The 25,768-nt window shown below is 61.5% G+C and carries 17 protein-coding genes and 5 pseudogenes; 19 read left to right on the top strand and 3 right to left on the bottom strand.

Annotated features, from left to right (window positions below):
* The first annotated feature begins 65 nt into the window (after positions 1-65).
* Both H1204_RS47670 and H1204_RS47675 read left to right on the top strand, forming a co-directional pair.
* Positions 66-1,073, top strand: a pseudogene (locus H1204_RS47670) (zinc-binding alcohol dehydrogenase family protein).
* 35 nt (positions 1,074-1,108) lie between these two features.
* Positions 1,109-2,240, top strand: a pseudogene (locus H1204_RS47675) (mannitol dehydrogenase family protein).
* On the opposite strand, the gene H1204_RS47680 reads toward H1204_RS47675, so the two are convergent.
* Positions 2,166-2,744, bottom strand: a complete 579-nt coding sequence (locus H1204_RS47680) for a substrate-binding domain-containing protein (protein ID WP_243469196.1) — start codon at positions 2,742-2,744, stop codon at positions 2,166-2,168. The pseudogene H1204_RS47675 and the gene H1204_RS47680 sit on opposite strands and share 75 nt — an antisense overlap.
* Before the next feature lie 207 nt (positions 2,745-2,951).
* Between H1204_RS47680 and H1204_RS47685 the strand changes: the two genes are divergently transcribed.
* From H1204_RS47685 to H1204_RS47700, 4 genes are all read left to right on the top strand, one after another.
* Positions 2,952-4,382, top strand: a complete 1,431-nt coding sequence (locus H1204_RS47685) for an ISKra4 family transposase (RefSeq protein ID WP_180736779.1) — start codon at positions 2,952-2,954, stop codon at positions 4,380-4,382.
* Positions 4,337-4,951, top strand: coding sequence for a branched-chain amino acid ABC transporter substrate-binding protein (locus tag H1204_RS47690; protein WP_180736780.1), 615 nt, complete (start codon positions 4,337-4,339; stop codon positions 4,949-4,951). The genes H1204_RS47685 and H1204_RS47690 overlap by 46 nt, the downstream gene beginning before the upstream one ends.
* Before the next feature lie 395 nt (positions 4,952-5,346).
* The gene (locus H1204_RS47695; protein ID WP_180736781.1) at positions 5,347-6,288 is read left to right on the top strand and encodes a GlxA family transcriptional regulator; all 942 of its coding nucleotides are present in this window, start codon (positions 5,347-5,349) and stop codon (positions 6,286-6,288) included.
* Between the two features lie 831 nt (positions 6,289-7,119).
* Positions 7,120-8,493: an MFS transporter gene (locus H1204_RS47700; RefSeq protein WP_180736782.1), complete on the top strand. Its 1,374-nt coding sequence runs from the start codon at positions 7,120-7,122 to the stop codon at positions 8,491-8,493.
* A 705-nt stretch (positions 8,494-9,198) separates the two neighbouring features.
* Here H1204_RS47700 and H1204_RS47705 read toward each other — a convergent pair.
* A pseudogene (locus H1204_RS47705) lies at positions 9,199-9,602 on the bottom strand (helix-turn-helix domain-containing protein); the annotation flags it as partial.
* A gap of 4 nt (positions 9,603-9,606) precedes the next feature.
* Here H1204_RS47705 and H1204_RS47710 point away from each other — a divergent pair.
* Positions 9,607-9,723: pseudogene (locus H1204_RS47710) on the top strand (IS5/IS1182 family transposase); the annotation flags it as partial.
* 337 nt (positions 9,724-10,060) lie between these two features.
* Here the strand turns inward: H1204_RS47710 and H1204_RS47715 are convergent.
* A complete protein-coding gene (locus tag H1204_RS47715; RefSeq protein WP_346015827.1) occupies positions 10,061-10,555 on the bottom strand; it encodes a transposase in 495 nt (164 codons plus the stop codon).
* 225 nt (positions 10,556-10,780) lie between these two features.
* Here H1204_RS47715 and H1204_RS47720 point away from each other — a divergent pair, with 225 nt between their 5' ends.
* From H1204_RS47720 to choW, 12 genes and pseudogenes are all read left to right on the top strand, one after another.
* Positions 10,781-12,055: a serine hydroxymethyltransferase gene (locus H1204_RS47720; RefSeq protein WP_180736783.1), complete on the top strand. Its 1,275-nt coding sequence runs from the start codon at positions 10,781-10,783 to the stop codon at positions 12,053-12,055.
* 43 nt (positions 12,056-12,098) lie between these two features.
* A complete protein-coding gene (locus H1204_RS47725) occupies positions 12,099-13,070 on the top strand; it encodes a dipeptidase (protein ID WP_180736784.1) in 972 nt (323 codons plus the stop codon).
* A gap of 139 nt (positions 13,071-13,209) precedes the next feature.
* Positions 13,210-13,743 carry a DUF5943 domain-containing protein gene (locus tag H1204_RS47730; RefSeq protein ID WP_180736785.1) on the top strand — a complete coding sequence of 178 codons (534 nt, stop codon included), beginning with the start codon at positions 13,210-13,212 and terminating at the stop codon, positions 13,741-13,743.
* Between the two features lie 75 nt (positions 13,744-13,818).
* Positions 13,819-15,882, top strand: a complete 2,064-nt coding sequence (locus H1204_RS47735; protein WP_180736786.1) for an NADH:flavin oxidoreductase — start codon at positions 13,819-13,821, stop codon at positions 15,880-15,882.
* Between the two features lie 2 nt (positions 15,883-15,884).
* On the top strand, positions 15,885-17,810 hold the full coding sequence (locus tag H1204_RS47740; RefSeq protein WP_180736787.1) for a (Fe-S)-binding protein: 1,926 nt from the start codon (positions 15,885-15,887) through the stop codon (positions 17,808-17,810).
* A 4-nt stretch (positions 17,811-17,814) separates the two neighbouring features.
* Positions 17,815-18,996 (top strand): electron transfer flavoprotein subunit alpha/FixB family protein, encoded by a 1,182-nt coding sequence (locus H1204_RS47745; RefSeq protein WP_180736788.1) that lies wholly within the window; start codon positions 17,815-17,817, stop codon positions 18,994-18,996.
* A complete protein-coding gene (locus H1204_RS47750; RefSeq protein WP_180736959.1) occupies positions 18,986-19,777 on the top strand; it encodes an electron transfer flavoprotein subunit beta/FixA family protein in 792 nt (263 codons plus the stop codon). Before H1204_RS47745 ends, H1204_RS47750 begins: the two co-directional genes overlap by 11 nt.
* A 48-nt stretch (positions 19,778-19,825) precedes the next feature.
* The gene (locus tag H1204_RS47755) at positions 19,826-21,079 is read left to right on the top strand and encodes an aromatic ring-hydroxylating dioxygenase subunit alpha (RefSeq protein ID WP_180736789.1); all 1,254 of its coding nucleotides are present in this window, start codon (positions 19,826-19,828) and stop codon (positions 21,077-21,079) included.
* A gap of 18 nt (positions 21,080-21,097) precedes the next feature.
* Positions 21,098-22,246: a hybrid-cluster NAD(P)-dependent oxidoreductase gene (locus tag H1204_RS47760; RefSeq protein WP_180736960.1), complete on the top strand. Its 1,149-nt coding sequence runs from the start codon at positions 21,098-21,100 to the stop codon at positions 22,244-22,246.
* Between the two features lie 134 nt (positions 22,247-22,380).
* Complete coding sequence (locus H1204_RS47765; protein ID WP_180736961.1) at positions 22,381-23,244, top strand: glycine betaine ABC transporter substrate-binding protein; 864 nt, start codon at positions 22,381-22,383, stop codon at positions 23,242-23,244.
* Positions 23,245-23,652: 408 nt separating this feature from the next.
* Positions 23,653-24,831: pseudogene (locus tag H1204_RS47770) on the top strand (glycine betaine/L-proline ABC transporter ATP-binding protein); the annotation flags it as partial.
* Positions 24,824-25,720, top strand: coding sequence for a choline ABC transporter permease subunit (gene choW / locus H1204_RS47775; protein WP_180736790.1), 897 nt, complete (start codon positions 24,824-24,826; stop codon positions 25,718-25,720). The pseudogene H1204_RS47770 and the gene choW, both read left to right, overlap by 8 nt.
* The last annotated feature ends 48 nt before the right edge of the window (positions 25,721-25,768 follow it).

Here is a 25,768-nt window from a genome sequence, read left to right on the forward strand (position 1 = left end):
TCACATCGCCGAAACGACTACGACGGCGTTGACGGTTCCATAAACATGACGAAAAGGACATCACCATGCTTAGCGTGATTTGCGAATCCCCGGGCGTCTTGCGGGCACAGGAGCGGGAGCTACCCGTGCCGGCGAAGGGCGAAGTGCTGTTGCGCGTAAGCCGCGTCGGAATTTGCGGTACCGATCTGCACATCTTCACTGGGACTCAGCCCTATCTTCAGTATCCCGTGTAATGGGGCATGAGCTCTCCGCAGTCGTCGTCGAAGCAGAGCGCGCCTCCGGGCTCGCCGCCGGCGACGGTGTCTATGTCATGCCGTATCTGTCGTGTGGGAACTGCATCGCGTGTCGCCAGGGCAAAACTAACTGTTGCGTCAACATAAAGGTGCTGGGAGTGCATAGCGACGGTGCGCTCACCGAATATCTCTGTGTGCCGGCAGAGTTCGTTCACAAGGCCGAAGGCGTGACGCTCGATCAGGCTGCCATGCTGGAATTCCTTGCAATAGGGGCCCATGCCGTGCGGCGCGCGGACGTTCAGGCGGGGCAGCGCGTGCTGGTGGTCGGAGCCGGCCCTATAGGCATGGCCGCAATGATCTTTGCGAAGCTTCGCGGCGCGAACGTGACCGGTCTCGACACGCGTGCCGATCGTCTTTCGTTCTGTGAGAATGAATTGCGTGTGGATGCGGTGGTAACTGTCGGCCCGATGACACGGACCGGCTCGCGCGACTGACTGACGGCGAATTTTTCGACGCCGTTTTCGATGCAACGGGGAACATCGATGCGATGAACCGCGGATTTGGCTTCATCGCCCATGGCGGCAAGTACACGCTTATTTCGATCGTACCGGGTACAGTGGCCTTTTCCGATCCGGAGTTCCATAAGCGCGAAGCAACCTTGCTCGCGAGCCGCAACGCCACCGCGCAGGACTTTGAAACTGTCCTGGAAGCAATGCGGGCGGGCACATTCCCGACCAGGCGCTCAACACCCACCGGATGCAGCTTGCGGATGTTCCAGCCGCGTTTGCGCGCCTGCTCGAACCTGGGCAGATCGTCGTGAAGGCACTTGTGGAGTGTTGAACAGTGAGGGCGATGCATGCAGGGCAGGTGGCGCAATGAGCGAACCCATACTCCAGTTTGGCACAAGCCGGTTTCTCCTCGCGCATGTGGCCTTGTTCGTATCGCAGGCGCTTGAGCGTGGAGACGCGATAGGCGGAATCGCTGTTGTGCAGACCACCGGGAATCCGTCGAGTCGCGCGCGCGTAAGTGCTCTCTCGCAAGCGGGTAAATATCCCGTCATAATTCGCGGCGTGGAAGCGGGCGCGGTCGTCGATGACCTGATCGAATGCCATGCTGTACGCACCGCATGGGCTGCCGGCCAGGATTGGCCCGCGATTCGTCGAGCGACGATAGAACACGTGCGGGTCATCGTATCGAACACGGGGACGCAGGTTATTGCCTCGACGAACGCGACTCGGCCGCGCTGTTGAGTAACACCGACCAGGTGCCCCGCAGCTATCCCGCCAAACTGCTGACATTGCTCCATGCACGCTGGCGCGAGCGTCCCGGCGCCAGCATATCGATCTTCCCGTGCGAGCTAGTGGCTAGCAACGGCGATACGCTGCGGGACGTCGTGGTCGGTCTGGGCAGCATTGGGCGATGCCAGAAGAATTTCTCGATTACCTGAAGCACGAATGCGTATGGGCTAACTCTCTGGTAGACCGGATCGTCTCGGAGCCCATCGATCCCGTTGGCGCAGTAACAGAGCCTTATGCCCTGTGGGCCATCGAACGACGCACGGGCCTCGAGCTGCCATGTGTGCACAAGGATATCGTGCTCACCGATGACCTCCGAAGCTATGAGTGGCTGAAGCTGTTCTTTCTTAATCTCGGTCATACCTGGCTTGCGGATCAGTGGCTCAGCGAGCACCGGAATCCGGGTGAGACAGTGCTCGAGGCAATGACAGATGTGTGGTTTCGTGACGGAATCGAAGCGGTGTGGCAGGAAGAGGTGCTCGAGGTGTTTGCCGCGATGGGACTGCGCGTTCGTGCCGAGACGTACGTCGCGAGCGTGCGCGAGCGGTTCTTGAACCCTTATCTGCATCATCGTATTGCAGACATTGCGCATCACCACGTTGAGAAAGTGCAGCGCCGGATAGTGCCGCTCATCCGGCTAGCGGATTCTCTGGAATTGCGGGGATTCCAGCCGCGCTTGCGAAACACGCTGGCGAGGCACGGGCTGGCATAGGCAGCGTAGGTGGGCGTTGCGCCCACCTTCCGGCGTCAATGGGACATCAATGATCCAGTCGTCCCCGACAGGCAGTGCGTGCTTCGCCATCGCCGACAGAAAGCCCTGCCTGCGCTGATTGGCGACTGCATAACCCTTCCGGTTGCCGGCGAAAGCGATGCGCGTATGTCCCTGCCCGATCAGATGCTCGGTAGCCAACGCAAATCCGTAGCTGTTGTCGACACCAATGGTATCGACGTCGGGCCCCATCGGACGCATGACGAGTACAAGCGGAATTCCCCACGACTGAATCTCGGCGGCCAACTCATCCGGCGTCCCACGTGCGGGAGACATGATCAGGCCAGCGACATTATGCTCGCGCATGGACCGCAGAACCCTCGTCTGCGTTTCGAGCCTTTCGGCAGTGTGGGCCATCAGCGTCGTATATCCCGCTTGAGCCAGCACCCGCTCGATCGCCACCAGCAATTCAACAAAAAACGGATTGGTCAGATCGTTGATCACCATGCCGATCGTCGTGCTGCGCCGTCCTCGCAGGATGGCCGCCCCCCGGTTGTAGACGTAGCCGAGTGCGCGAGCCGCCTCGCGCACCGGTCGGACCAGATTTCATGGAGAGCGTGCAGAAGTTGGGGAGGCTCCCACGAGGGCCGTTCGGTGGCGGCGCCGGTTTCACTTCAGGTAGGCTTACCAGTCTCGCAACGGTGGGAGCTAGCCATGCGGTTGATCATCGAAGCAAGGTTGGTCGAGGGAGACAGTGACACAGTCGAGGAGGGCGACGGAGTTCTGGCCGTCGTTGAGCGCCCTGATTGCGGTATTGCTGAATTGGGCTTGTCTCTCGCGGAAGGGCGTTCGCTGCTGGCGAAGGTGCAGATCGAACTTGTTTCGAAACAGGTGCAGCGATGGCTCGCAGGCCAGGCTCATTGTGAGAGCTGCGGTGCGGCCTTGAGGCATAAAGACAGCCGCTCGACCGTGCTGCGCACCGTCTACGGCAAAGTGACCATGAAGAGTCCGCGGCTGTGGTCATGTGCGTGTCGAGGGACTGCGCAGACGAAGCAGCATGTGGTCCACCCCTTGTCGAAAGCGCTAGCCACGCGCGTCACCCCTGAGCTGGAGTACCTTGAGGCGAAGTGGGCAGCTCATTTGCCCTACCGGCAGGCGACGAATATGCTCAAGAAAGTGCTACCGCTGGACAACGGCATCTCGTCGAGTGGCATCCGGGATCGAATTCTTGACCTTGGAAAGCAGCTCGACGCTGAAATCGAGCGTGACATTGCGCAACTGCCCCGGTCTGTTGCGGACGAAACGGTTCGCGAGTGCAGTCATGTCGCCGCAGTGAGCGTCGACTCGGCGTGGCTGCGCAATTGCGACCCCGGGAGAGACCCTGGCCGCCACGTGAATATCGTCGCGGGACGGGTGACGTTCACTGATAGTTGCTCAAAGCTGTATTCCTATGTGCACAAGGAAGTGACCTCGGCCGCAGCGCGACTCGATCAGTTCCTCAGCCGGTACGGTGTGGCTAGCGATGAACGCGTGACTGTAATCAGCGACGACGCCGGTGAGTTCGGGAAGACCGTTGAGGGCAGTCAGCTGGCGCGCGGCCGGATCCTCGACTGGTCTCATATTGCGATGAAGTTCAGGGCGGCGGAGCGTTCCGTACTCGGCAGCAAGATGATCGACTCGATGGAACGGGAGTCTGTGGAAGCCGAGATCATCCACGCCAAATGGCTGGTCTGGCATGGAAAGGGCAGCAAGGCGTTGGAGCGGATCAAGGCACTGGACATTCGGCTGCTGGCAAGACAGGGATACGAATTCAATACGTTGTGGTGGAATCTGAACACTGTCTCCAGTTACCTGAAGAAGAACGCGGGCACGTTGGTCAGCTACGGAGCCCGGCATCGCAAGGGCCTGCCGATCAGCAGCAGTATCGCCGAGTCCGCGGTGAACCAGGTCGTCAGCTGCCGTATGGCCATGAAGCGACAGATGCGCTGGACAGACGAAGGAGCACATTGCATGGCACAGGTCAGGGTTGCGGTGTTGAACGGGGAATTCTCGCCCCGTCGCATCTCGACATTCAAGACTGCCGACAGTGGTTACGGCAAATGCACCGGGCCAATGGACACGACAGACCGAGCAGTCATGCAGTAAGTTCTGAAATCCTAACGAATCCCTCCCCAACTTTTGCACACTCTCAGGCCGTGGACTTCGGCCCTCAGTTGACGAATATCAAGGCGGCCAATGTCGATCTGCTGTTTTTCGGTGGGCTGGATGGTCAGGCAGGCCTGATCGCTCGCCGCATGAAACAGCTCGGCATGCATGCCCAGTTTCTGGGTGGCGGGGCTGTTGCGGACACCGTCTTCACGCAGATTGCCGGCGACAGCGCAGAGGGCGCCATGGCATGGGAGTACGGTCGACCACTCAGTGCGTTACCCCGCGGGGCCGAATTCGCAGATAATTTTAAGCGCAAGTTTGGTACGGGTAACCTCACCTATTCTCCGTTTGCCTACGACGCTACCATGCTTGCCATGGAAACGATGAAGTCGGCGAAGTCGACCAAGCCAGCGACCCTCGTCGCGGCCTTGCAGAAGGCGCAGTTCACTGGCATCACTGGCACGATTGCTTTCGACAATCACGGCGACCTGAAAAAACCTGCATCGACGCTCTATAAGTTGAGCGGCGGGAAGTGGGTCACGGTAACGACCAGTAGCGGCGACTGATAATACTGCCCCAGTCTGACGAGCCAAACCGGTGAGAACGTCGAAAATGACCTCAGCCAGGAATTCTGGCCGAGGTCGTCAGGATGCGGGCGGCATGGACCGCAAACGTACGGGCACAAATGCATCGGATGGCTCGTCCGTTCCGCCTTCGATCAAGGTCCCCTGGCTCGTTGGGTTTTGCAGTCGGCAGAGTTCTGCGGAGAACGCAGCGCGGATCATGCAGCCATCACGACGAAGCCCAGGCAGAGGAAAGCCTTTCGTTCTCTCGTCGCGCGGCTGCGCCTTGGACCTGACACGCTACAATGGCTTGCAAAGGCGAGACTAGTCCGATGGTCTCGCAGCTTCACGAGGCTCTTCCCTAACGCAATGTTTCACTCAAGTATGACCGGGGCGATATGAAGCCGCTCTTGCATTTTTCCTTCCTGTTGATGCCACACTTCAACATGATTACGTTTACCAACGCAATCGAAGTCCTTAGGGTGGCAAACCAGCTCAGTAAAAACAACCATTACACCTGGCGACTGGTTAGCGTGAACGGCGGGAGAATCGAAGCGAGCAACGGAATTAAATTGGAAACCATTCCGGCGAGCGAGGTCGAGAGAACTGACATCATCTTTGCATGTGGTGGTAACGATGTTCAGGACACTACTACGAGTGAACACCTGGCTTTGCTGCGACGCCTCGATCGCTCGGGTGTCTTGCTGGGAGGGATCTGCACAGGCGCGTATGTTCTTGCGAAGGCCGGTCTGCTAGCTGGGTACAAATGTTCGATACATTGGGAGCGGCTCTTCGCACACCAGGAAACATTCAGAGAAGAAAATTCCTCGAAACGGCTCTTTGTAGTCGACCGAAATCGTGTGACATGCGCCGGAGGGGTTGCTCCATTGCACATGATGTTAGAGCTGATTGCGCCGCACGTCGGGGCACGTCTCATCGCCGATATCACGGACTATTTCATCGTCGAGCAACTCCGCACCTCCACTTCGTTGCAGGCCATGCCTCTGGTAGCGAGGCTCGGTTCTGCAAATCGCATCGTGTTTGACGTACTGGAGATGATGGAGAGCAATATCGATGAACCGCTATCAGGCGGCGAACTAGCGCGCCGCACGAAGATGTCCAATCGACAGATGCAGCGCCTGTTCCGCGAAACAGTCGGCACACCGATGGCCAGACACTATGTGAAGTTGCGCCTGAAGAGAGCACGTGAACTGTTGCTACAGACGAATATGACGATTCAAGACGTCATGACCGCCTGTGGCTTTCAATCGACCTCTCACTTCGGCAAGTCCTATCATCAGGAGTACGGTTATCGGCCCAGTGCAGAACGGAAGAAATGATTTTGAAGCACGCATGATTCTGAACATTCGTAGGCGAGAGCGTGCAAAAGTTGGGGAAAAATTCGTCAGGATTTCATTGCTGACTGCATGGCTGCCCGGTTTGTTGTGTCCGTTGGTCCCGTGCATTTGCCGTAACCGCGGTCGGCAGTCTTCAAAGTCGAGGTACGACGGGGCGGAAATTCCCCGTTCAAAACCGCAACCTTGATTTGTGCCATGCAGTGCGTGCCTTCGTCCGTCCAGCGCATCTGTCGCTTCTTTGGCGGGGAAAGCACTGGATTAACCATCTTCCTGATCTTGGCTCACCCACCGCTATGCTCGGACCGACATGTGCCCTCAACTACAGGGGTAACCCCGATCTTCTACTTGTCGGTGTCGTTTACGTCCGAATTCTGGACGCATGAGTTAACGCCCAGATTTGGATGGATCAATACACTGCACTGCTCTAACTGAGCTCATCAGGACCTCGGCGTGACATGTGAAGGATCCTGGGACATGAAAGAGCTTCATTTGAGCGTGGCAATGACGATGAATGGGAGATCGGTCAAGGTCCGAGCATCCGTTCATTGGCACGATCGAGTTGACCGAACAGATTGGCCCAAACAAAGCTCGCCCTCGGCGACCTCTCGCCGTTGCGAAAGCATATATCCCCATTTTACTGTGAGCGATCGGAGCGCGACTGACAGCCATCAACGCGATCCAACTGGCCTTTGGGGTAGCTCGAGGTAGCGGCTTTGTGCAGCTTTCAACCAAGCGGTACGGTGGAGACGACCTACTGAGCGGGCTGGTGCGGTAAACCAGCCCCATGATAAGTACCGCAAAAAGGAGAGACACATGAACTTGGCGCAGAAGGAAGTTGCTGTTTCCCGTATAGGGATTGAGCGAGAGACATCATCAGCGTTCAAACGAACCTTCATGCTAAGAATGATTATTGTTCTTACTGGAGGTACGTTTCTGGACGGCTATATCCTCGGAATCGTTGGCCCAGTGTCTGCCAAGATGACCACCGAGCTTGGCATATCGCCGTTCTGGGAAGGCTTGATCGCCGCGGGCGCATTGTTTGGAATTCTCGTCGGTTCGCCATTGGGCGGCTGGGCTGGCGACAAGTTTGGCCGAAAGCCGTTGTTCATGATCGACATGGCGCTGTTTGTGATCGCTTCGGCCATGCAGTTCTTCGTCGGTTCTACGGATTCCTTGCTCGCATCACCTCCGTTGCAACTGTTCATAGTGCGGCTGTTGATGGGCATCGCGATCGGGACAGAGTATTCGGTCGGCTGGCCGTTGCTGTCGGAATTCTCTCCAGCACGTATGCGTGGACGGCTCATGGGCCTTACGCTCATCGCGTGGTACGCCGGTTTTATGTTCGCCTTCATCGTGGGCTATCTGCTGGATCGACATACCAGCCTCGGCTGGAGGAACATCCTCGGTACCAGCACCTTTATCGCGGCAGCCTTGTTCCTCGGCCGGCTCGGCATGCCCGAATCCCCCCGCTGGTTGTGGAGCAAGGGTCGGACGGATCAGGCTCGTTCCGTCGCGCGTCGGTATATGGAAAGTGCCTCCGACATTGAGCAGGAAGTTGCCCATTCGGATGGTAGCTTCAAGATGCTGTTCTCCCGGGAATACTGGCGAGCCACGCTGTTTGTGTCTATTTTCTTTTTCTGTGTCGTAACGCCGTACTTTGCGATCGCCACATTCGCCGACAGCGTGCTGCAGAAATTCGGTCTCGGTGGTGGACTCGCCGGCGGAGTCGGATTGTCCGCAGTTGCTTTGGCAGGAAGCGTCGCCACGGTTCTGCTGATCGACAAGGCCGGCCGCCGTGTACTGACGGTACCGCCCCAGTGGATCATCACCGTGATCCTGGCTGTTCTCGGTCTGTGGACGGGGGCGCCAGGGGTTGCAGTGCTCGGCCTGTTTCTCGCATTCTCGTTCTTCAACGCGGGCTGTGGCACGCTGACCTGCATCTATCCAAGCGAGGTATTCCCAACCGAGATTCGGGGCGTTGGGACGGGCTTTGCTGCTGCCTTCAGTCGGATTGGGGCCGGTCTCGGTACATTCTTGATGCCTTGGTCCGTGACCAATCTTGGTCCGTCGATGACAATTTTGATTGCTGCTGGCGTTGCTGCTGTTGGTGCAGGCGTGTCTCAATGGCTCGCCCCCGAAACCAAGGGAAAAAGCCTTTGCGAAACAGCCTCCGGTTTCTCGCACTAGAAAGGTCCTGCCACGCCGGCAGATTCATAACCTCATATAAGTCTATTCATTCGCGCCGTGCGAGTGATGGACATGAAACATTTGCGTCCAGGGATGTCAGCAACATTTCAATCGCACAATTCGCATATGTCACGCGGCGTGTCATGCGATGGATTTGCGTGCGTCGACGCATCGGAGTGACCGAGGTCGGTTGGGGATACTAGCCGTCTTGTGTGACTGAGTGCGGGCGACGAGGCTCATATCGTCAACCCAACGTCGTCCGCATTCTTTTCTGCGCGTCGTGCTCGTGGATCAAGAGCATGCGATCCCTTGTGTTGCGAAGCCAACGCCGTAGGCGCTTGACGACCAAATCACTACGTCAACATAGCCGCTTTCGACGTCACGTCGGTGAACCCTGTTTTCTATACATCTTAGAGAAGAAATCACGCGTTCGCTGGCGCGATTGGCATCCCGGGCCTGTACGTGACGGACGATCCTGGCGCAAAGGACAAGGCCGCGCAGCACGGCTGCCTGACGCACGAACCGCGGGTATGAAGCGGGCGGCACCGGAGACGGTCCCACCCGTTTTAATTGGAGTGGCGGGGCATATTGCCACCGACGTCGTGAATCGGATATCGGGAGGGACGTTAGCGACAGTAACAGTGCGGCATGATGGTCGACGTTTTTGCGTTGGAACAGCGGCTCAAGCGTGTGCCGCAAGCGGTGCAACTGTTTGCGACGCTCGAGAGTCGGCGCGACGCCCGACGCGTCGCGGTAGCTCTTGCTGAAATGGCATGCGGACTGGAACCCACACGCCGTGGTGATGCTCATGATCGACATGTCGGTTTGCAAGAGCAATTGACGTGCGCGGCGCAGTCGCACGGTCAGGTTGTAGTGGGTCGGTGTTATCCCGAGGTGCTCGTGAAATAGTCTCTGCAACTGCCGCTGCGACATCTTTGCAAGGCGTACCAGTTCATCACGAGTTGTTGCTTTCCATCAGGGAGATTACTTCGAACAATGATTTGTTTGCGGAACCGAGCCGCGCAATGAGCGGAATGCGCTGCTGGGCGGTCGTGTCCCGCACATGCTCGACGCTCGGCGATCTGCGTGACGCGTGCCATACCGACCCGGGGCTTCCGCCGCCTCGCACGCGACTATGAGCGGCTACCAGAAACCCTTGCCGGGCTTCATTTTGTAGTGTTCGCCATGCGCATGCTCGTCCACGCGGTGCCAGTACTTCAAAGTGCCTAACACCCTTCTTCTATGGGAAACTGAAAGTCAAGACCGGTTCAGGATAAAATTACGATATGCAAAGTAATTCTCCTTGTCCGGTCTCTACGGCCGGCCTGCGCGGTCACCTTCCATGACCAGGCGCAGGCTGGGCCGTGAGAGCCGTTGAAACACAGGTAGCGGGGCTTGATGGCATAAACTCCTTTTTGCAGCCCGGCATGTAAATGTTATTCAGGTCAGGGGGTCTGTTGACCGGCCAATGCCGGGTCGACCTTCTTTCCGTGCCGGCCTGCCAGGCCGGTCACCTTATGCCGCATGCGCGAAGCGCTGGCGCCACCCTGTTACCGACGCGCGCCATCTAGATAAACGGCCACCCGCAGTGCGCAGCCCGAGGGTGTTCCGGGCGCGTTGACCCGATACCGATACGCCGCAGCCGCCTGCTAGTGCCGGCATAGCGTTGGTTGAACCAGTGACTGAGCCGGCTGTCGGGTTGCAGTCGCAGCCAGCTCCAGGCGAGCTCCACCATCAGCCAGCGGCATCGCCGGTCACCTGCCTTGCCGATATCGAGTTCTACCTCGATGGTGCCACTCGCGTAGGGCGTGGGCGTAAGGCCCAGGCAGCCGGCCACTTCCCGGCGGTTGCGAAACTGCCGCCAGCCAAAGAACTCCCTGACGAGTAACCAATCACGAGAGCCACGCGGTGGCCCATGGGATGGGGATGTGCATCTTATTCCGGGTTCATGTGTGTGACGGATCTGACCTAGGCTGCGTGGCCCTGCGCCTTCGGACCGTATGAAAAGAGGAAAGGTTGGGAAATACCCTAACTCGTCGCAAATTTGGAAATGGTAAAGCAGGCCGACAAAGCCGCTTCTGCGTGAAGGGTGTCAAGTCGGATACTTGTGAAAAATGGACGTGAATGGCGGAAAACGTAAAGAACGCGTCTAAATTCAGACGTCGACCGAAATCGTGAACGACAAGAATATCGCCGTAGGCAGTTCTACTTTGGCAATGCATCGAATGCTCGATCCAGCGGGTCCTTCGCGTTGCACCTCGCCCACTTTCTCTGTCACGGACGCACTATGTCGAATACCCAGTCTTTCTTTTCGCAGCCCCTGGCCCAACGCGACGGGTCGGTTCAAAACGCCATCCTGAAGGAGCTTGAGCGCCAGCAGTCGCAGGTCGAGCTGATCGCGTCGGAAAACATCGTGTCGCGCGCGGTGCTGGAGGCACAGGGCTCGGTGCTGACCAACAAGTATGCGGAGGGCTATCCGGGCAAGCGTTACTACGGCGGCTGCGAATTCGCGGACGAGGTCGAGGCGCTGGCGATCGAGCGCGTGAAGCAGATCTTCAACGCCGGCTACGCGAACGTGCAGCCGCACTCGGGCGCGCAGGCGAACGGCTCGGTGATGCTCGCACTCGCCAAGCCGGGCGATACGATTCTCGGCATGTCGCTCGATGCGGGCGGCCACCTGACGCACGGCGCCAAGCCCGCGCTGTCGGGCAAGTGGTTCAACGCCGTGCAGTACGGCGTGAACCGCGAGACGATGCGCATCGACTACGACCAGATAGAGAAGCTCGCGCATGAGCACAAGCCTTCGATGATCATCGCCGGCTTCTCGGCCTATCCGCGCGAGTTGGACTTCGCACGTTTCCGCGCGATTGCCGACAGTGTCGGCGCGAAGCTGATGGTCGACATGGCGCACATCGCGGGCGTGATCGCCGCCGGCCGCCATGCGAACCCGGTCGAGCACGCGCACGTCGTCACGTCCACCACGCACAAGACGCTGCGCGGCCCGCGTGGCGGCTTCGTGCTGACCAACGACGAAGAGATCGCGAAGAAGATCAACTCGGCCGTGTTCCCCGGCCTGCAGGGCGGCCCGCTGATGCACGTGATAGCCGGCAAGGCCGTCGCGTTCGGCGAAGTGTTGCACGCGGACTTCAAGACTTACATCGACAACGTACTCGCGAACGCGCAGGCGCTCGGCGAGGTGCTGAAGGCAGGCGGCGTGGACCTCGTCACTGGCGGTACCGACAACCACCTGCTGCTGGTCGACCTGCGCCCGAAGGGCCTCAAGGGCGCACCGGTCGAGCAGGCGCTGGAACGCGCGGGCATCACCTGCAACAAGAACGGCATTCCGTTCGACACCGAGAAACCGACCGTCACGTCGGGCATCCGCCTCGGCACGCCGGCGGGCACGACGCGCGGCTTCGGCGTCGCGGAGTTCCGCGAGATCGGCCGCCTGATTCTCGAAGTGTTCGACGCGCTGCGCGCGAACCCGGAAGGCGACCACGCAACCGAACAGCGCGTGCGCCGCGAGATTTTCGCGCTCTGCGAGCGCTTCCCGATTTATTGATCGACAACCCCACAAAAAGCAGAGACTGGAGCGAGAGGCAGATATGAGCACGCTGCATCAGGACAGCATCATCATCGACGGACTGAACATCTCGAAGTTCGAGAAGCCGGTGTTCGAGGACATGCGCAAAGGCGGCATCACGGCCGCGAACTGCACGGTATCGGTGTGGGAAAACTTCACCAAGACCGTCGACAACATCGGCGTGATGAAGAAGAAGATCCGCGACAACGGCGAGCTGCTGACGCTGGTGCGCACAACCGACGACATCTTCCGCGCGAAGAAGGAAGGCAAGACGGGGATCATTCTCGGCTTCCAGAACGCGCATGCGTTTGAGGACAACCTCGGCTACATCGAGGCGTTCGCCGACATGGGCGTCCGTGTCGTGCAGCTTTGCTACAACACGCAAAACCTGGTCGGCACCGGCTGCTACGAGCGCGACGGCGGCCTGTCGGACTTCGGCCGCGAAGTGATCACCGAGATGAACCGCGTCGGCATCATGGTCGACCTGTCGCATGTGGGCGGCAACACGTCGTCGGAAGCGATCGCGTTCTCGAAGAAGCCGGTGTGCTACTCGCATTGCCTGCCGTCGGGCCTGAAGGAACATCCGCGCAACAAGAGCGACGCGCAGCTGAGGGAGATCGCCGACGCTGGCGGCTTCGTTGGCGTGACGATGTTCGCGCCGTTCCTGAAGCGTGGAATCGAGGCGAACATCGACGACTACATCGAGGCGATCGACTACGTCGTGAACCTGATCGGCGAAGACTCGGTCGGCATCGGCACGGACTTCACGCAGGATTTCGCGAAGGAATTCTTCGACATGCTGACGCATGACAAGGGCCGCTATCGCCAGCTCACGAACTTCGGCAAGGTGATCAACCCGGACGGCATCCGCACGATCGGCGAATTTCCGAATCTGACCGCGGCGATGGAGCGCCACGGCTGGAAGGAGTCTCGCATCCGCAAGATCATGGGCGAGAACTGGGTGCGCGTGTTCAAGGACGTGTGGGGCGCGTAAGCGCCCGCCGCGTCGAACCGCTACCCGCGATTCAACACTAGAAAAATCGGGACGTGCCCGCGCAAGCCGCGCGGGCACGCGGACGATTTCGCGCCTGCGCCTAAGCCGCGCGGCCAATTTTCCTCACGGAGTCACCACGATGCAACCGCAACTGCCGATCAACGTCGATCCCGATACTGGCGTCTGGACCACCGACGCGCTACCGATGCTATACGTGCCGCGCCACTTCTTTACGAACAACCACGTTGCCGTCGAAGAAGCGCTTGGCGTCGACGCGTATGCCGAAATCCTCTACAAGGCCGGCTACAAGTCTGCATACCACTGGTGCGACAAGGAAGCGAAACAGCACGGGCTGACCGGCATGGCCGTGTTCGAGCACTACCTGAAGCGCCTGTCGCAACGCGGCTGGGGATTGTTCTCAATCATCGAGGCCGATCCGGCCAGCGCGCGCGCGAAGATCGAACTGCGCCACTCATCGTTCGTGCTCCAGCAGCCTGGCAAGGAAGGCAAGCTCTGCTACATGTTCGCGGGCTGGTTCGCCGGCGCGATGGACTGGGTCAACGACACGACGCCGGAAGGCAAGGGCGCGCCGCGTGCCCAATCGAAGGAAGTGCAGTGTGCGGCCGAGAACCACGATCACTGCGTCTTCCAAGTGTCGCCGATCGCGCACTGACGCCGCTGACGTAACGACACAGCCGCACAACAACACCCGCAACACGAGACATTCGAACGCCAGAGGTCGCCTGCGATGCGTTATCCCAACTTGTTCAAACCCATGCAGCTGAATCAGCTGACGCTGCGCAACCGGATCGTCAGCACGGCCCATGCGGAGGTGTATGCCGAGCCGGGCGGCCTGCCGGGCGACCGCTACATCCGCTACTACGAAGAGAAGGCTAAGGGCGGTGTCGGTTTGGCAATCTGCGGCGGCTCGAGCCCCGTGTCGATCGACAGCCCGCAAGGCTGGTGGAAGTCGGTGAACCTGTCGACCGACAAGATCATCGACCCGCTTACGCGCCTTGCCGACACGATGCACAAGCATGGCGCGAAGATCATGATCCAGGCGACGCACATGGGCCGCCGCTCGTCGTTCCACGGCGAGCACTGGCCGCACCTGATGTCGCCGTCGGGCGTGCGCGAGCCGGTGCACCGCGGCAACGCGAAGATCATCGAGATCGAGGAAATCCGCCGCATCATCGCCGACTTCGCGGCAGCCGCGAAGCGCGTGAAGGGGGCCGGCATGGACGGCATCGAGATCTCCGCCGCGCACCAGCACCTGATCGACCAGTTCTGGAGCAAGCGATCGAACCATCGCACCGACGAATGGGGTGGTAGCCTCGAGAACCGGCTGCGCTTCGGCATCGAGGTGCTGACGGCCGTGCGTGAAGCGGTCGGCAAGGACTTCTGTGTCGGCCTGCGGATGTGCGGCGACGAATTCCACGAGGACGGGCTCGATCACGAGGCGTTGAAGGAAATCGCGCAGGCGATGTCGGAGACGGGCCTGATCGACTACCTGAGCGTGGTCGGCTCGGGTGGCGATACGCACAACACGATCGCCAACTGCATGCCGCCGATGGCGCTGCCGCCGGAGCCGTTCGTACACCTCGCGGCCGGCATCAAGTCGGTGGTGAAGATCCCGGTGATGCATGCGCAAAGCATCCGCGATGCGGGCCAGGCCGAGCGCCTGCTCGCGAACGGCATGATCGACCTGGTCGGGATGACGCGCGCGCAGATCGCCGATCCGCACATGGTGATCAAGATCCGCGACGGCCGCGAAGACGAAATCAAGCAGTGCGTCGGCGCGAACTACTGCATCGACCGCCAGTACAACGGCCTCGACGTGCTGTGTATCCAGAACGCGGCAACGTCGCGCGAATCGACGATGCCGCACATCATCGAGAAGTCGCGCGGCCCCAAGCGCAAGGTGGTGGTGGTCGGCGCGGGTCCCGCAGGCCTAGAGGCCGCACGCGTCGCGAAGTTGCGCGGCCACGACGTAGTGCTGTTCGAGAAGAACACGGAAGTGGGCGGCCAGGTGATGATCGCCGCGAAGGCGCCGCAGCGCGAACAGATGTCGGGGATCATCCGCTGGTTCGACATGGAAACCAAGCGCCTTGGCGTCGACCGCCGCCTCGGCGTCGCCGCCGACGAGAAGATGATCATGGCCGAGAAGCCGGACATTGTCGTGCTCGCGACCGGCGGTTCGAGCTTCACCTGGCAGGTGCCTGCCTGGGGCGTGGCCGAAGGGCTGGCCGTCAGCTCGTGGGACATCCTGACCGGCAAGGTTGAGCCGAAGCAGAACGTGCTGCTGTTCGACGGTGTGAGCACCCATGCGGGCGCCGGCGTGGCCGACTTCATAGCGAGCCGCGGCTCGAAGGTCGAGGTCGTCACACCCGACGTGAAGGTGGCCGACGATTGCGGCGGCACGACGTTCCCGATCTTCTATCGCCGCCTGTATGCGCTCGGCGTGATCCCGACGCCGAACTACATACTCGATCGCGTGTATGAAGAGGACGGCAAGAAGATCGCCGTGCTGCGCAACGAATACACGGAAGAATTGGAAGAGCGTGCGGTCGACCAGGTGGTGATCGAGAACGGTTCGTCGCCGAACGACGACCTGTACTGGAAGCTCAAGCCGGAATCGGTGAACCGCGGCCAGATCGACCCGCATACGCTGTTCGCGGCAGAGCCGCAGCCGTGCCTGTCGGAAGAACTGGGCAACGGCCGCTTCCTGCTGTTCCGTGTCGGCGATTGCATCTCGATGCATAACGTCCACGGCGCGATCTACGACTCGCTGCGTCTCGTGAAGGATTTCTAAAGATGAACCCGTCCCTCCTCATTACCGCACTGCTGTGGCTGTCGGTGGCGGGGCTCGCGTTCGCGGTCGCGAAGCGCTCGTCATACTGGCGTCTCGGGCGCGCCACCGCGCCCGGCTCGTTCGGCGTCGCGAACCTGTTCGCGATCCCGAAGCGCTACTTTGTCGACCTGCACCACGTAGTTGCCCGCGATCCGTACATCGCGAAGACCCACGTCGCGACCGCCGGCGGCGCGATCGCCGCGCTCGCGCTGGTGTTCGTCAACTATGGCCTTGCGATCTACTCGCCGTGGCTCGACAAGCTGATCTTCCTCACGGCACTCGCGATGCTCGTAGGTGTGGTGTTCGTCTGGCGCCGCCGCGCGGCGAAGGACGTGCCGGCCCGGCTGTCGCGTGGCCCGTGGAACGCGCTGCCCTGGCTGCTCGGCTCGTTCGCGCTCGGCCTCGTGCTGTTCATGGTCGTGCCGGCTGGTGCGATGTCCGGTGCGTTCGCGGTGCTCTGCGCGCTGTTGATCGGTGCAGGCGCATTCACGATGACCGTCGGCGCCGCGAAGGGCGGCCCGATGAAGCACGCGATTGCCGGCCTGCTGCACCTCGCGTTCCATCCGCGCCAGGAGCGTTTCGCGGCCACCCGCGACTCGTTCACGGGCAACGGCACGGCAACGCCGCCAACTGCGCTGAAGCTGCCGGATATCGAGCATCAGGAGTACGGCGTCGCGAAGCCGGTCGAATTCCGTTGGAACCAGCTTCTGAGTTTCGACGCCTGCGTGCAGTGCGGCAAGTGCGAAGCTGCGTGCCCCGCGTTCGCATCGGGCCAGCCGCTGAACCCGAAGAAGCTGATCCAGGATCTCGTCGTCGGGATGGCGGGCGGCACCGATGCCGCGTACGCCGGCAGCCCGACGCCGGGCCTCGCGGTCGGTCAGCATCGAGGCGAGCCGAATGGCCCGATCGTGTCCGGCCTGATCGAGGAGCAGACGCTATGGTCGTGCACCACCTGCCGCGCCTGCGTGCAGGAGTGCCCGATGCTGATCGAGCACGTCGACGCGATCGTCGACATGCGCCGCAACCGCACGCTGGTGCACGGCACGGTGCCGGGCAAGGGCCAGGAAGTGCTCGCGAACCTGCGCGAGACTGGCACGATGGGCGGTTACGACACAGCTGCGCGCTACGATTGGTCGGTCGACCTGAACGCGCCGGTCGCGCAACCTGGCAAGCCGGTCGACGTGCTGATCGTCGCGGGTGAAGGCGCGTTCGACATGCGCTACCAGCGCTCGCTGCGCGCCTTCATCAAGGTGCTGAACAAGGCTGGCGTCGACTATGCGGTGCTTGGCGGGACCGAGACCGACACCGGCGACGTCGCACGCCGCCTCGGCGACGAAGCGACGTTCCAGCAGATGGCGAAGCGCTTGATCGGCACGCTCGGCTCGCTGTCGTACAAGCAGATCGTGACAGCCGACCCGCACGTGATGCACAGCCTGCGCAACGAGTACCGCGCGCTCGGGTTGCGCATGACGGTCAAGCATCACACGACCTATCTCGCGGAACTGGCCGACAACGGCAAGTTCACGCCAAAGGCCGTCGAAGCGCTGCGCGAGAAGCGCATTACGTATCACGATCCGTGCTACCTCGGCCGCTACAACGGCGAGACGGAATCGCCGCGCAAGCTGCTGAAGACGATCGGCATCCAGGTCGTCGAGATGGAGCGCAACGGCATGCGCGGTCGCTGCTGCGGCGGTGGGGGCGGTGCGCCGCTGACCGACATCCCGGGCAAGCAGCGTATTCCCGACATCCGTATCGCCGACGCACGCGCCATCGGCGCGGACGTGGTCGCGGTCGGTTGCCCGAACTGTACGGCGATGCTCGAAGGCGTCGTGGGCCCTCGCCCCGACGTGCTTGACGTGGCCGAACTCGTTGCGGCTTCGCTGGAGTGATGCGATGAACACGATCAAACGAATCGATCCGCGCCGTCCGTTCATCATCACGCCCGCGGGCCTGAAGCGCATCACGCTCGGCGAGGAAGGCAGCGCCGATGCAAGCGCCGCGCAGTGGTCCGCGCAGGGCCATGGCACCGCGGCTGCGAAGCCGCGCCGCGCGGTGCAGGACCCGAAGCACGTGATGCTGGTGGTGGCGCATGCGGAGCGTAGCGCGCTCGACGATCATGCGCGACAGACGATCGCCGCCGCCGCGCTGCTCGCCGACGGGCAGACGCTAGTCGTGCTGCTGGCATTCGGCGAACTGAAGGACGACGTCGCAGAACTTGGCGTCGACAAGCTGATCGAGCTAGCCGGCTTCGACCGTCGTGCGTTTGCGCCCGAACGCGAATTGCAAGCGTTGCAAGCCTGTGCCGCGGCGCTCGCGCCGAAGCACGTGTTCGTGCCTGACAACGCGACCGGCGACGGCGATCTCGGTCGGCGTTACGCGGCGGCCGCCGGTGCGAGCGTCGCGACCCACGTGGTCGAGATCGACGGGAAGCATGTGGGCGCGTATGCGCAGGCCGGACGCGCATTCGCGACACGCGTGCTGCCCGACGTGATCCTGCTCGCGCAGAACTCGGTCGAGGCGAAGCTGCCGTTCGTCGGCGCGGGTGAATGCCTGGCCGGCGTGGGCGAACGCCTGTCCGCCGAACTCATCCGTCCGGCAGGTGACGCGGCGCAGTTGTACCGCGATCTCGGCCTGGAGGAAATCAACGCGGCGCAGGTCGCGCTGGAAGAGGCCGACTTCATCGTGTCGGCCGGCAACGGCGTGTCCGACATCGGTGCGTTCGAGCGGCTGGCCGGAGCGTTCGGCGCGGCGATCGGCGCGAGCCGCGTCGCGGTCGACAACGGCCACTTCACGCGCGACAAGCAGGTGGGTGCGACAGGCAAGACGGTCGAGGCGAGCGTGTACATCGCGTTCGGCATCTCGGGCGCGGTGCAGCATTTGCAGGGGATCAAGGACTGCCGCCACGTGATTGCCGTGAACCTCGACGGCAGCGCGCCGATCGCGAAGCGCGCGAATCTGACGGTGGTGGGCGACGCGCAGGCGACGATCGCTGCGCTGATCGAACAGGTAGAGGCCGCGCGTGGACAAACGTCCAGTTCTCGCAACGCAGCCAAACTCGAAGGAGTTGCAGCATGAGCGCCCCCGACTATTGAAACGCGTTGCGGTACTTGTGTCCGTGGGCAGCCACCCGGTCAGCGGCACTGCGCGCTACAGCCGCAACGACGCGGCCGCGCTCGAGCTGTGCCGCTCGCTGGCCGAGCGTCATCACGCGCAGCTCGATGTGATCCACGCGGGCGACCCGACTACGCCGGCGCTAGCCGAATATCTCGCGTTCGGCGCTCGGGAAGTCGAAGTGCTGGCCTGCCGCGACGGTGACGATGCCGTGAACGCGCTCGCGGCGCGCGTCGAGGGCTACGACCTCGTGCTGACCGGCACGCGCGCCGAGGGCGCGTACGACACCGGGATGCTGCCGTATCGCGTCGCCGCGACGCTCGGCTATCCGCTCATCGGCTCGGCCGTCGACGTGATGGTCGACGGCGGCCGCGCGGCGGTGCGGCAATTCTTGCCGAAAGGACTGCGGCGTCGCGTCGACGCGGTGCTGCCGGCCGTCGTCGCGGTCCATCCGCTCGCCAATGCCGAGCCGCGCTACGCGTTTGCGCGGCTGAAGGCAGGCACGGTCCGGCCGGTGCGGGTGTCTCCGGGCGTGGATGTCGAGGCGGCGACGTGGCGCGTTGGCCCGATCGAGCGCAAACCCGTAAAGCTGGTCGCCGCCGAGAAGCGCTCTGGGCATGCCCGGATGCTGTCCGCGACGACGACCGAGAGCCGCGGCGGCAACGTCGTAAATGAAGGAGGTTCAGTCGAAAAAGCGCAAGTGATCCTCGCGTATTTGCGCGAGCATCAGCTCATTGACTACTGACGTTGATGCCTGTCGGCAACCACACTAGGAAGGAATCCGGAGCAAACAATGAAAGTATCGGCAGACATTCGTGCACTGATCGAACAACGCGAGGAAGGGCACAGCCTGGACGCGCCGTTCTATACAAGCGAGGAAATCTTCGACCTCGACATGGAGGCGATTTTCCGTCAGCACTGGATCCAGGTAGCGGTCGAACCGGACATTTCCGAGCCGGGCGACTACGTGACCGTGGAACTGGGCAGCGACTCGATCCTGATCGTGCGCGACGACGACATGGAAATTCGCGCGTTCCACAACGTGTGCCGTCACCGCGGCGCGCGCCTGTGCAATGAAGACAAGGGCTCGGTCGGCAACATCGTGTGCCCATACCACAGCTGGACCTACAACCTGACGGGCCAGCTGATGTTTGCCGAGCATATGGGCGAGAAATTCGACCGCTGCAAGCATAGCCTGAAGTCGGTGCACGTGCAGAACCTCGCGGGCCTGATCTTCATCTGCCTCGCCGAGGAGCCGCCCGTCGATTTCGTGCAGCTGCGCGCCGAGATGGAGCCGTACTTGCTGCCGCACGATCTGCCGAGCACGAAGATCGCCGCACAGATCGACATTATCGAGGAAGGCAACTGGAAGCTCACGATGGAGAACAACCGCGAGTGCTATCACTGCGTCGCGAACCATCCGGAGCTGACGATCTCCCTGTACGAATACGGCTTCGGCTACCAGCGCTCCGACGCGAACGCCGAAGGCATGGACGCGTTCGCAGAATCCTGCGTGCTACGCGGCAAGGAATGGACCGAGATGGGTCTGCCGTCCGCGGAAATCGAGAAGCTGCTCGACGTGACGGGCTTCCGCACGCAGCGCCTGCCGCTCGATCGCAGCGGCGAATCGCAGACGCTCGATGCAAAGGTCGCATCGAAGAAGCTGCTCGGCCAGTTCAACCAGGCGGATCTCGGCGGGCTGTCGTTCTGGACGCAGCCGAACTCATGGCACCACTTCATGAGCGATCACATCGTGACGTTCTCGGTGATTCCGCTGTCGGCCGGCAAGACGCTGGTGCGCACGAAGTGGCTCGTGCACAAGGACGCGCAGGAAGGCGTCGACTACGACGTGAAGAACCTCACGGCAGTGTGGAACGCGACCAACGCCCAGGATCGCGCGCTCGTCGAATTTTCGCAGCGCGGAGCGACCAGCAGCGCGTACGAGCCAGGCCCGTATTCGCCGTTCACGGAAGGCCTCGTCGAAAAATTTTCGGCCTGGTACATTGGCCGGCTCGCCGAGAAGATCGGTGCGCCGAAAGAAGCGTAGAAGTTGGGGGCGGAAATGATGTTGCGAGAACCAGCTAGCTTCGAGCCGGCGGCTAGCCGGGTCACCCACCCGGCATTCTGGAGCACGCTTCCCGAGCGGTGGACGAGCGACTTCGAAGAAACGCTGATGTGCTGTCACGTGCGGCAGGAAACCCAAGACGTGAAGAGTTTTTTCTTCCGTTCGCCGCAAGGCCGTGCGTTTTCGTTCGAGCCCGGGCAGTTCATCACGCTCGAGCTCGACATCGAGGGCGAGACGATCAATCGGTGCTACACGGTCTCGTCGTCGCCCGCGCGGCCGCACACAATCTCGATCACGGTCAAGCGCGTGCCGGGCGGCAAGGTGTCGAACTGGTTGCACGACAACCTGCAGCCGGGGGCGTCGGTTCACGTGCTCGGCCCGGCCGGCGAATTCACGTGCGCACGGCATCCGGCGCGCAAGTACCTGTTCCTGTCGGCCGGTTCGGGCATCACGCCGCTGATGTCGATGAGCCGCGCGCACCATGATCTCGCCGAGGATCGCGACATCCTGTTCGTGCACAGCGCGCGCACGCCGGACGACATTATCTTCGCGCGCGAGCTCGACATGATCGCGTCGAATCTTACGAACTTCCGCACGTTGTTCGTCGTCGAGCGCATCGGTGCGCGCACCAACTGGCCGGGCGTCACCGGTTTCCTGACACTGCCGCTGCTGAAGTTGATCGCACCGGACTTCATGGAGCGCGAGATCTTCACGTGCGGCCCCGCGCCGTACATGAAGGCCGTGCGCGACCTGCTCGACGAAGCCGGTTTCGATCGCAAGCAATATCATGAGGAAAGCTTCTCGTTCGAGACGCTCGCGCAGACCGCGAGCGACGACGTGCTCGCCGAACTCGTGCCGGCAGCCGACGGCGCCGACATCGAGACGAAGCAGTACACGGTCAGCTTCGCGAAGAGCAACCGCGAGATTTCGTGCGGCTCAGAGCAGCACGTGCTCGACGCGGCGCGTCAGTCCGGCGTGCGGCTGCCTGCCTCGTGCACGCAGGGCATGTGCGGTACCTGCAAGGTGAAGCTCGTGTCGGGGCAGGTTGAAATGAAGCACAACGGCGGCATTCGCCAGCGCGAGATCGACCAGGGGATGGTGCTGCTGTGCTGCAGTAAACCGCTGTCGGATCTTGTGATCGACAAGTAGTCGAAACAAGCCATCGGCTGCCGGGGGGCGTCGTTCCCGGGCAAGCGTCTGTCGGAAACCAACGGTACCGCGGATTTGTGGCTGAAGAACCTAGAGAGACAACGCGCGGTGAGCGCATTTCAAGGAGATCGATGATGAAGCTGTTCGGGAAACTGTTGTGGACCGGTGCACTGTCGGCGATGGTGGCGGTGAGTGCGTCGGCGTTTGCCGATTCGAAACCGACGCTGAAGATCGGCTACGTCGAAGGCTGGGACGACAGTGTCGCGACGTCGAATGTTGCGGCTCGCGTGATCGAAAAGAAGCTCGGATATCAGGTCCAGCTCGTGCCGGTTGCGGCCGGGATCATGTGGCAGGGTGTGGCGCGCGGCGACCTCGACGCGACCCTGTCGGCATGGCTGCCAGTCACGCACGGCTCGTACTGGGACGAGTACAAGACGAAGGTCGTCGATCTCGGCCCGAATTTCAACGATGCAAAGATCGGCCTGATCGTTCCCGCCGACGTGAAAGCGAAGAGCATCGACGACCTGAACGCGGAGAAGAGTGCCTTCGGTGGCCGCATCGTCGGCATCGACGCGGGCGCGGGCGTGATGCGCAAGACCGACGAAGCAATCAAGAGCTACGGTCTGAACTACACGCTGATGCCGAGCTCGGGTAGTGCGATGACAGCCGAGCTGTCGCGCTCGGTCAGTGCGAACAAGCCGGTGATCGTGACCGGCTGGGCGCCGCACTGGATGTTTGCGAAATGGAAGCTGCGCTTCCTCGAGGATCCGAAGAAGGTGTTCGGCGGCGCCGAGCACGTTGACAACGTCGTGAACCCGCAGCTCGAAACGAAGGCCAAGCCGGTCGTCGCGTTCCTGAAGAAATTCCAGTGGAAGCCGGGCGAAATCGACAGCGTGATGCTCGCGATCCAGAACGGCTCGAAGCCGGAAGCGGCTGCCGACGCGTGGATTGCCGCACATGCGGACCGCGTGAATTCGTGGACTGAAGGCTCACAGTAACTCCAAAGCACTATGGTGTAAACGATGTCTTTCTGAGTACGGTGCGGAGCAGATCATCGATCTTCGTTCGTGAACGTCAAGCAATAGCAAGGGGCCCATTTGGCGCAAGCCGACTGGGCCCCTTGCCTTGGTGCGGGCGACGAAACCCAGCGCTTGACGTTCATCCGGTGCCACATTGCTTGATCGTGCGTTGCTTCGAAAGGTTCAGATCTATCCCGCAATATTCCGATCGTCAAACTTGAGATAGTCGCGCCTTCGGTTGATCGCGGATCAGGCGCATTCGTTCCTTGTCGAATGCCATGTCGCAATAGTCCAAGCGTCGGTCGCAATACATCGATAGGGCATTGTTCTTTTTGGCAATTATGGAGGTAACAGTTCGCCGCGCGCGAATTTCAGCTAGAAGAGGAGAACGTTTCGATGCATGCTCCAAAGGTCGCAGTCGAAGGTTTGTGCAAAGTGTTCGGAAGCAATCCGCGACAGGCGCTCGGCATGCTTGCCGCCGGTGCCACAAAGGATGAAGTGCTCAAGCGCACCGGTCAGGTCGTCGGCGTGCACAACGTGTCGTTCGACGTGCAAGAAGGTGAAATATTCGTGCTGATGGGCTTGTCCGGCTCCGGCAAATCCACATTGATCCGCCTCGTGAACCGGCTGGTCGATCCGAGCGCCGGCAAGGTGATGATCGACGGGCTCGACGTCGCGTCGGCACGCCGCTCGGCGCTGATCGCGCTGCGCCGCAAGGACATGAGCATGGTGTTCCAGTCGTTCGCGCTGATGCCGCATCGTACCGTGGTGTCGAATGCCGCGTTCGGCCTGGAAGTCGCGGGCTTCGGCAAGAAGGAGCGCGAACGCCGTGCGATGGAGGTGCTGGAGCAGGTCGGCCTCGCGCCGTTCGCGCACAAGCTGCCGTCCGAGCTGTCGGGTGGCATGCAGCAGCGCGTCGGCCTCGCCCGCGCGCTGGCCGTGAACCCGTCGCTGATGATCATGGATGAGGCGTTCTCAGCGCTCGATCCACTGAAGCGTAAGGAAATGCAGGATGTTCTGTTGCAGTTGCAGAAGGAGCATCGCCGCACAATTATGTTTGTGTCGCACGATCTGGAAGAAGCGCTGCGGATCGGCAACCGCATCGCAATCATGGAGGGCGGTCGCCTCGTTCAGGTCGGCACGCCGCAGGACATCATCGCGAACCCGGCAGACGACTATGTCCGCGCGTTCTTCAATGGCGTCGACACAAGTCGCTATCTGACGGCCGGTGATCTCTTGCAGAAGAATGCCGTGCCGATCTTGTCCGAAGCCGACGTCGCCAATGCAACGGCGATGCTCAAAGGGAGCGCCGAATATGCGTTCGTGCTGGACGCTCGACGCAAAATCCGCGGGATCATTACACGCGACGCATTTGGCCGTGCATCGCCTACCGTGCGCCCGATCGATAGCATCGGCCGCACTGCGACGCTCGATCACGTCGTCGCCCGCGTGGTTGCCAGCCCGAACGCGCTGCCGGTCGTCGACGACGACGGCTGCTACTGCGGCTCTATTGACCGCGCACTTATCCTGAAGGCCATCACGCGCTCGCGAGGTTCCCATGCCTGAAATGATTCCGCTTGGCACCTGGGTCGACCAGTCCGTTCACTACCTGCTCGACCATGACGCGGCGACATTCGATGCGATTGGCCGTGCGATAGAAGGCCTTGCCGCACTCGTCGAACACGGGCTGCAGGCCGTGCCGATGTGGCTGATGATGGCGTTCTTCATCGGCATCGGGTTATGGCGCGTGGGCTGGCGCTTCGCGCTGTTCACCACGTTGTCGCTGCTGCTGATCTTCGCGACCGGTTTCTGGGATCAGACGGTCATCACACTCGGCCTCACGCTGTCGTCGACGATCGTCAGCCTCGTGCTCGGCATTCCGCTCGGCATCTGGGCCGCGAAGAGCAAGTGGGTCGCCGCGATCGTGCGCCCGATCCTCGACCTGATGCAGACGATGCCCGCATTCGTCTACCTTATCCCGGCCGCGATGCTGTTCGGTCTCGGTCGCGTGCCGGGGATCCTGTCGACGGTGATCTTCGCGATGCCGCCGGCCGTGCGCCTGACGAGCCTCGGTATCCGCCACGTGAACCGTGAGATCGTCGAAGCCGGCCAGGCATTCGGCTGCACGCCGTGGCAGCTGCTGTACAAGGTGCAGTTCCCGAATGCACTGCCGTCGATCATGCAGGGCGTGAACCAGACGATCATGATGGCGCTGTCGATGGTGATCATCGCGTCGATGGTCGGTGCAGGCGGCCTCGGCAACGATGTGCTAGCAAGTATCCAACGCCTCGACATCGGCCTCGGCTTCGAAAGCGGCCTTTCGGTGGTGTTGCTGGCGATCATTCTCGACCGCATCACCGAAAGCTTCGGCCGCGCGCCGGGCACCGCGAGAGTGCCGCTGTTCTCGGGCCTCAAGCAATTAAGCCGCGTTAGGGCGGCATCGGCCAAGGTCTGATTAATCGATGGAAAGTTCGACTCAAGTGATGATAGTTTTCGGCCGCCT

It is taken from the genome of Paraburkholderia sp. PGU19 (assembly GCF_013426915.1).
GTDB lineage: Bacteria > Pseudomonadota > Gammaproteobacteria > Burkholderiales > Burkholderiaceae > Paraburkholderia.

What these genes read in the sequence shown, in the direction of transcription:
- H1204_RS47680 (WP_243469196.1), bottom strand. Translation starts at nt 2,744, where the DNA reads ATGGTGATCAACGATCTGACCAATCCGTTTTTTGTTGAATTGCTGGTG.
- H1204_RS47720 (WP_180736783.1), top strand. Translation starts at nt 10,781, where the DNA reads ATGTCGAATACCCAGTCTTTCTTTTCGCAGCCCCTGGCCCAACGCGAC.
- H1204_RS47740 (WP_180736787.1), top strand. Translation starts at nt 15,885, where the DNA reads ATGAACCCGTCCCTCCTCATTACCGCACTGCTGTGGCTGTCGGTGGCG.
- H1204_RS47700 (WP_180736782.1), top strand. Translation starts at nt 7,120, where the DNA reads ATGAACTTGGCGCAGAAGGAAGTTGCTGTTTCCCGTATAGGGATTGAG.
- H1204_RS47735 (WP_180736786.1), top strand. Translation starts at nt 13,819, where the DNA reads ATGCGTTATCCCAACTTGTTCAAACCCATGCAGCTGAATCAGCTGACG.
- H1204_RS47765 (WP_180736961.1), top strand. Translation starts at nt 22,381, where the DNA reads ATGAAGCTGTTCGGGAAACTGTTGTGGACCGGTGCACTGTCGGCGATG.
- H1204_RS47685 (WP_180736779.1), top strand. Translation starts at nt 2,952, where the DNA reads ATGCGGTTGATCATCGAAGCAAGGTTGGTCGAGGGAGACAGTGACACA.
- H1204_RS47760 (WP_180736960.1), top strand. Translation starts at nt 21,098, where the DNA reads ATGTTGCGAGAACCAGCTAGCTTCGAGCCGGCGGCTAGCCGGGTCACC.
- H1204_RS47695 (WP_180736781.1), top strand. Translation starts at nt 5,347, where the DNA reads ATGAAGCCGCTCTTGCATTTTTCCTTCCTGTTGATGCCACACTTCAAC.
- H1204_RS47725 (WP_180736784.1), top strand. Translation starts at nt 12,099, where the DNA reads ATGAGCACGCTGCATCAGGACAGCATCATCATCGACGGACTGAACATC.
- H1204_RS47755 (WP_180736789.1), top strand. Translation starts at nt 19,826, where the DNA reads ATGAAAGTATCGGCAGACATTCGTGCACTGATCGAACAACGCGAGGAA.
- H1204_RS47730 (WP_180736785.1), top strand. Translation starts at nt 13,210, where the DNA reads ATGCAACCGCAACTGCCGATCAACGTCGATCCCGATACTGGCGTCTGG.
- H1204_RS47745 (WP_180736788.1), top strand. Translation starts at nt 17,815, where the DNA reads ATGAACACGATCAAACGAATCGATCCGCGCCGTCCGTTCATCATCACG.
- choW (WP_180736790.1), top strand. Translation starts at nt 24,824, where the DNA reads ATGCCTGAAATGATTCCGCTTGGCACCTGGGTCGACCAGTCCGTTCAC.
- H1204_RS47690 (WP_180736780.1), top strand. Translation starts at nt 4,337, where the DNA reads ATGCACCGGGCCAATGGACACGACAGACCGAGCAGTCATGCAGTAAGT.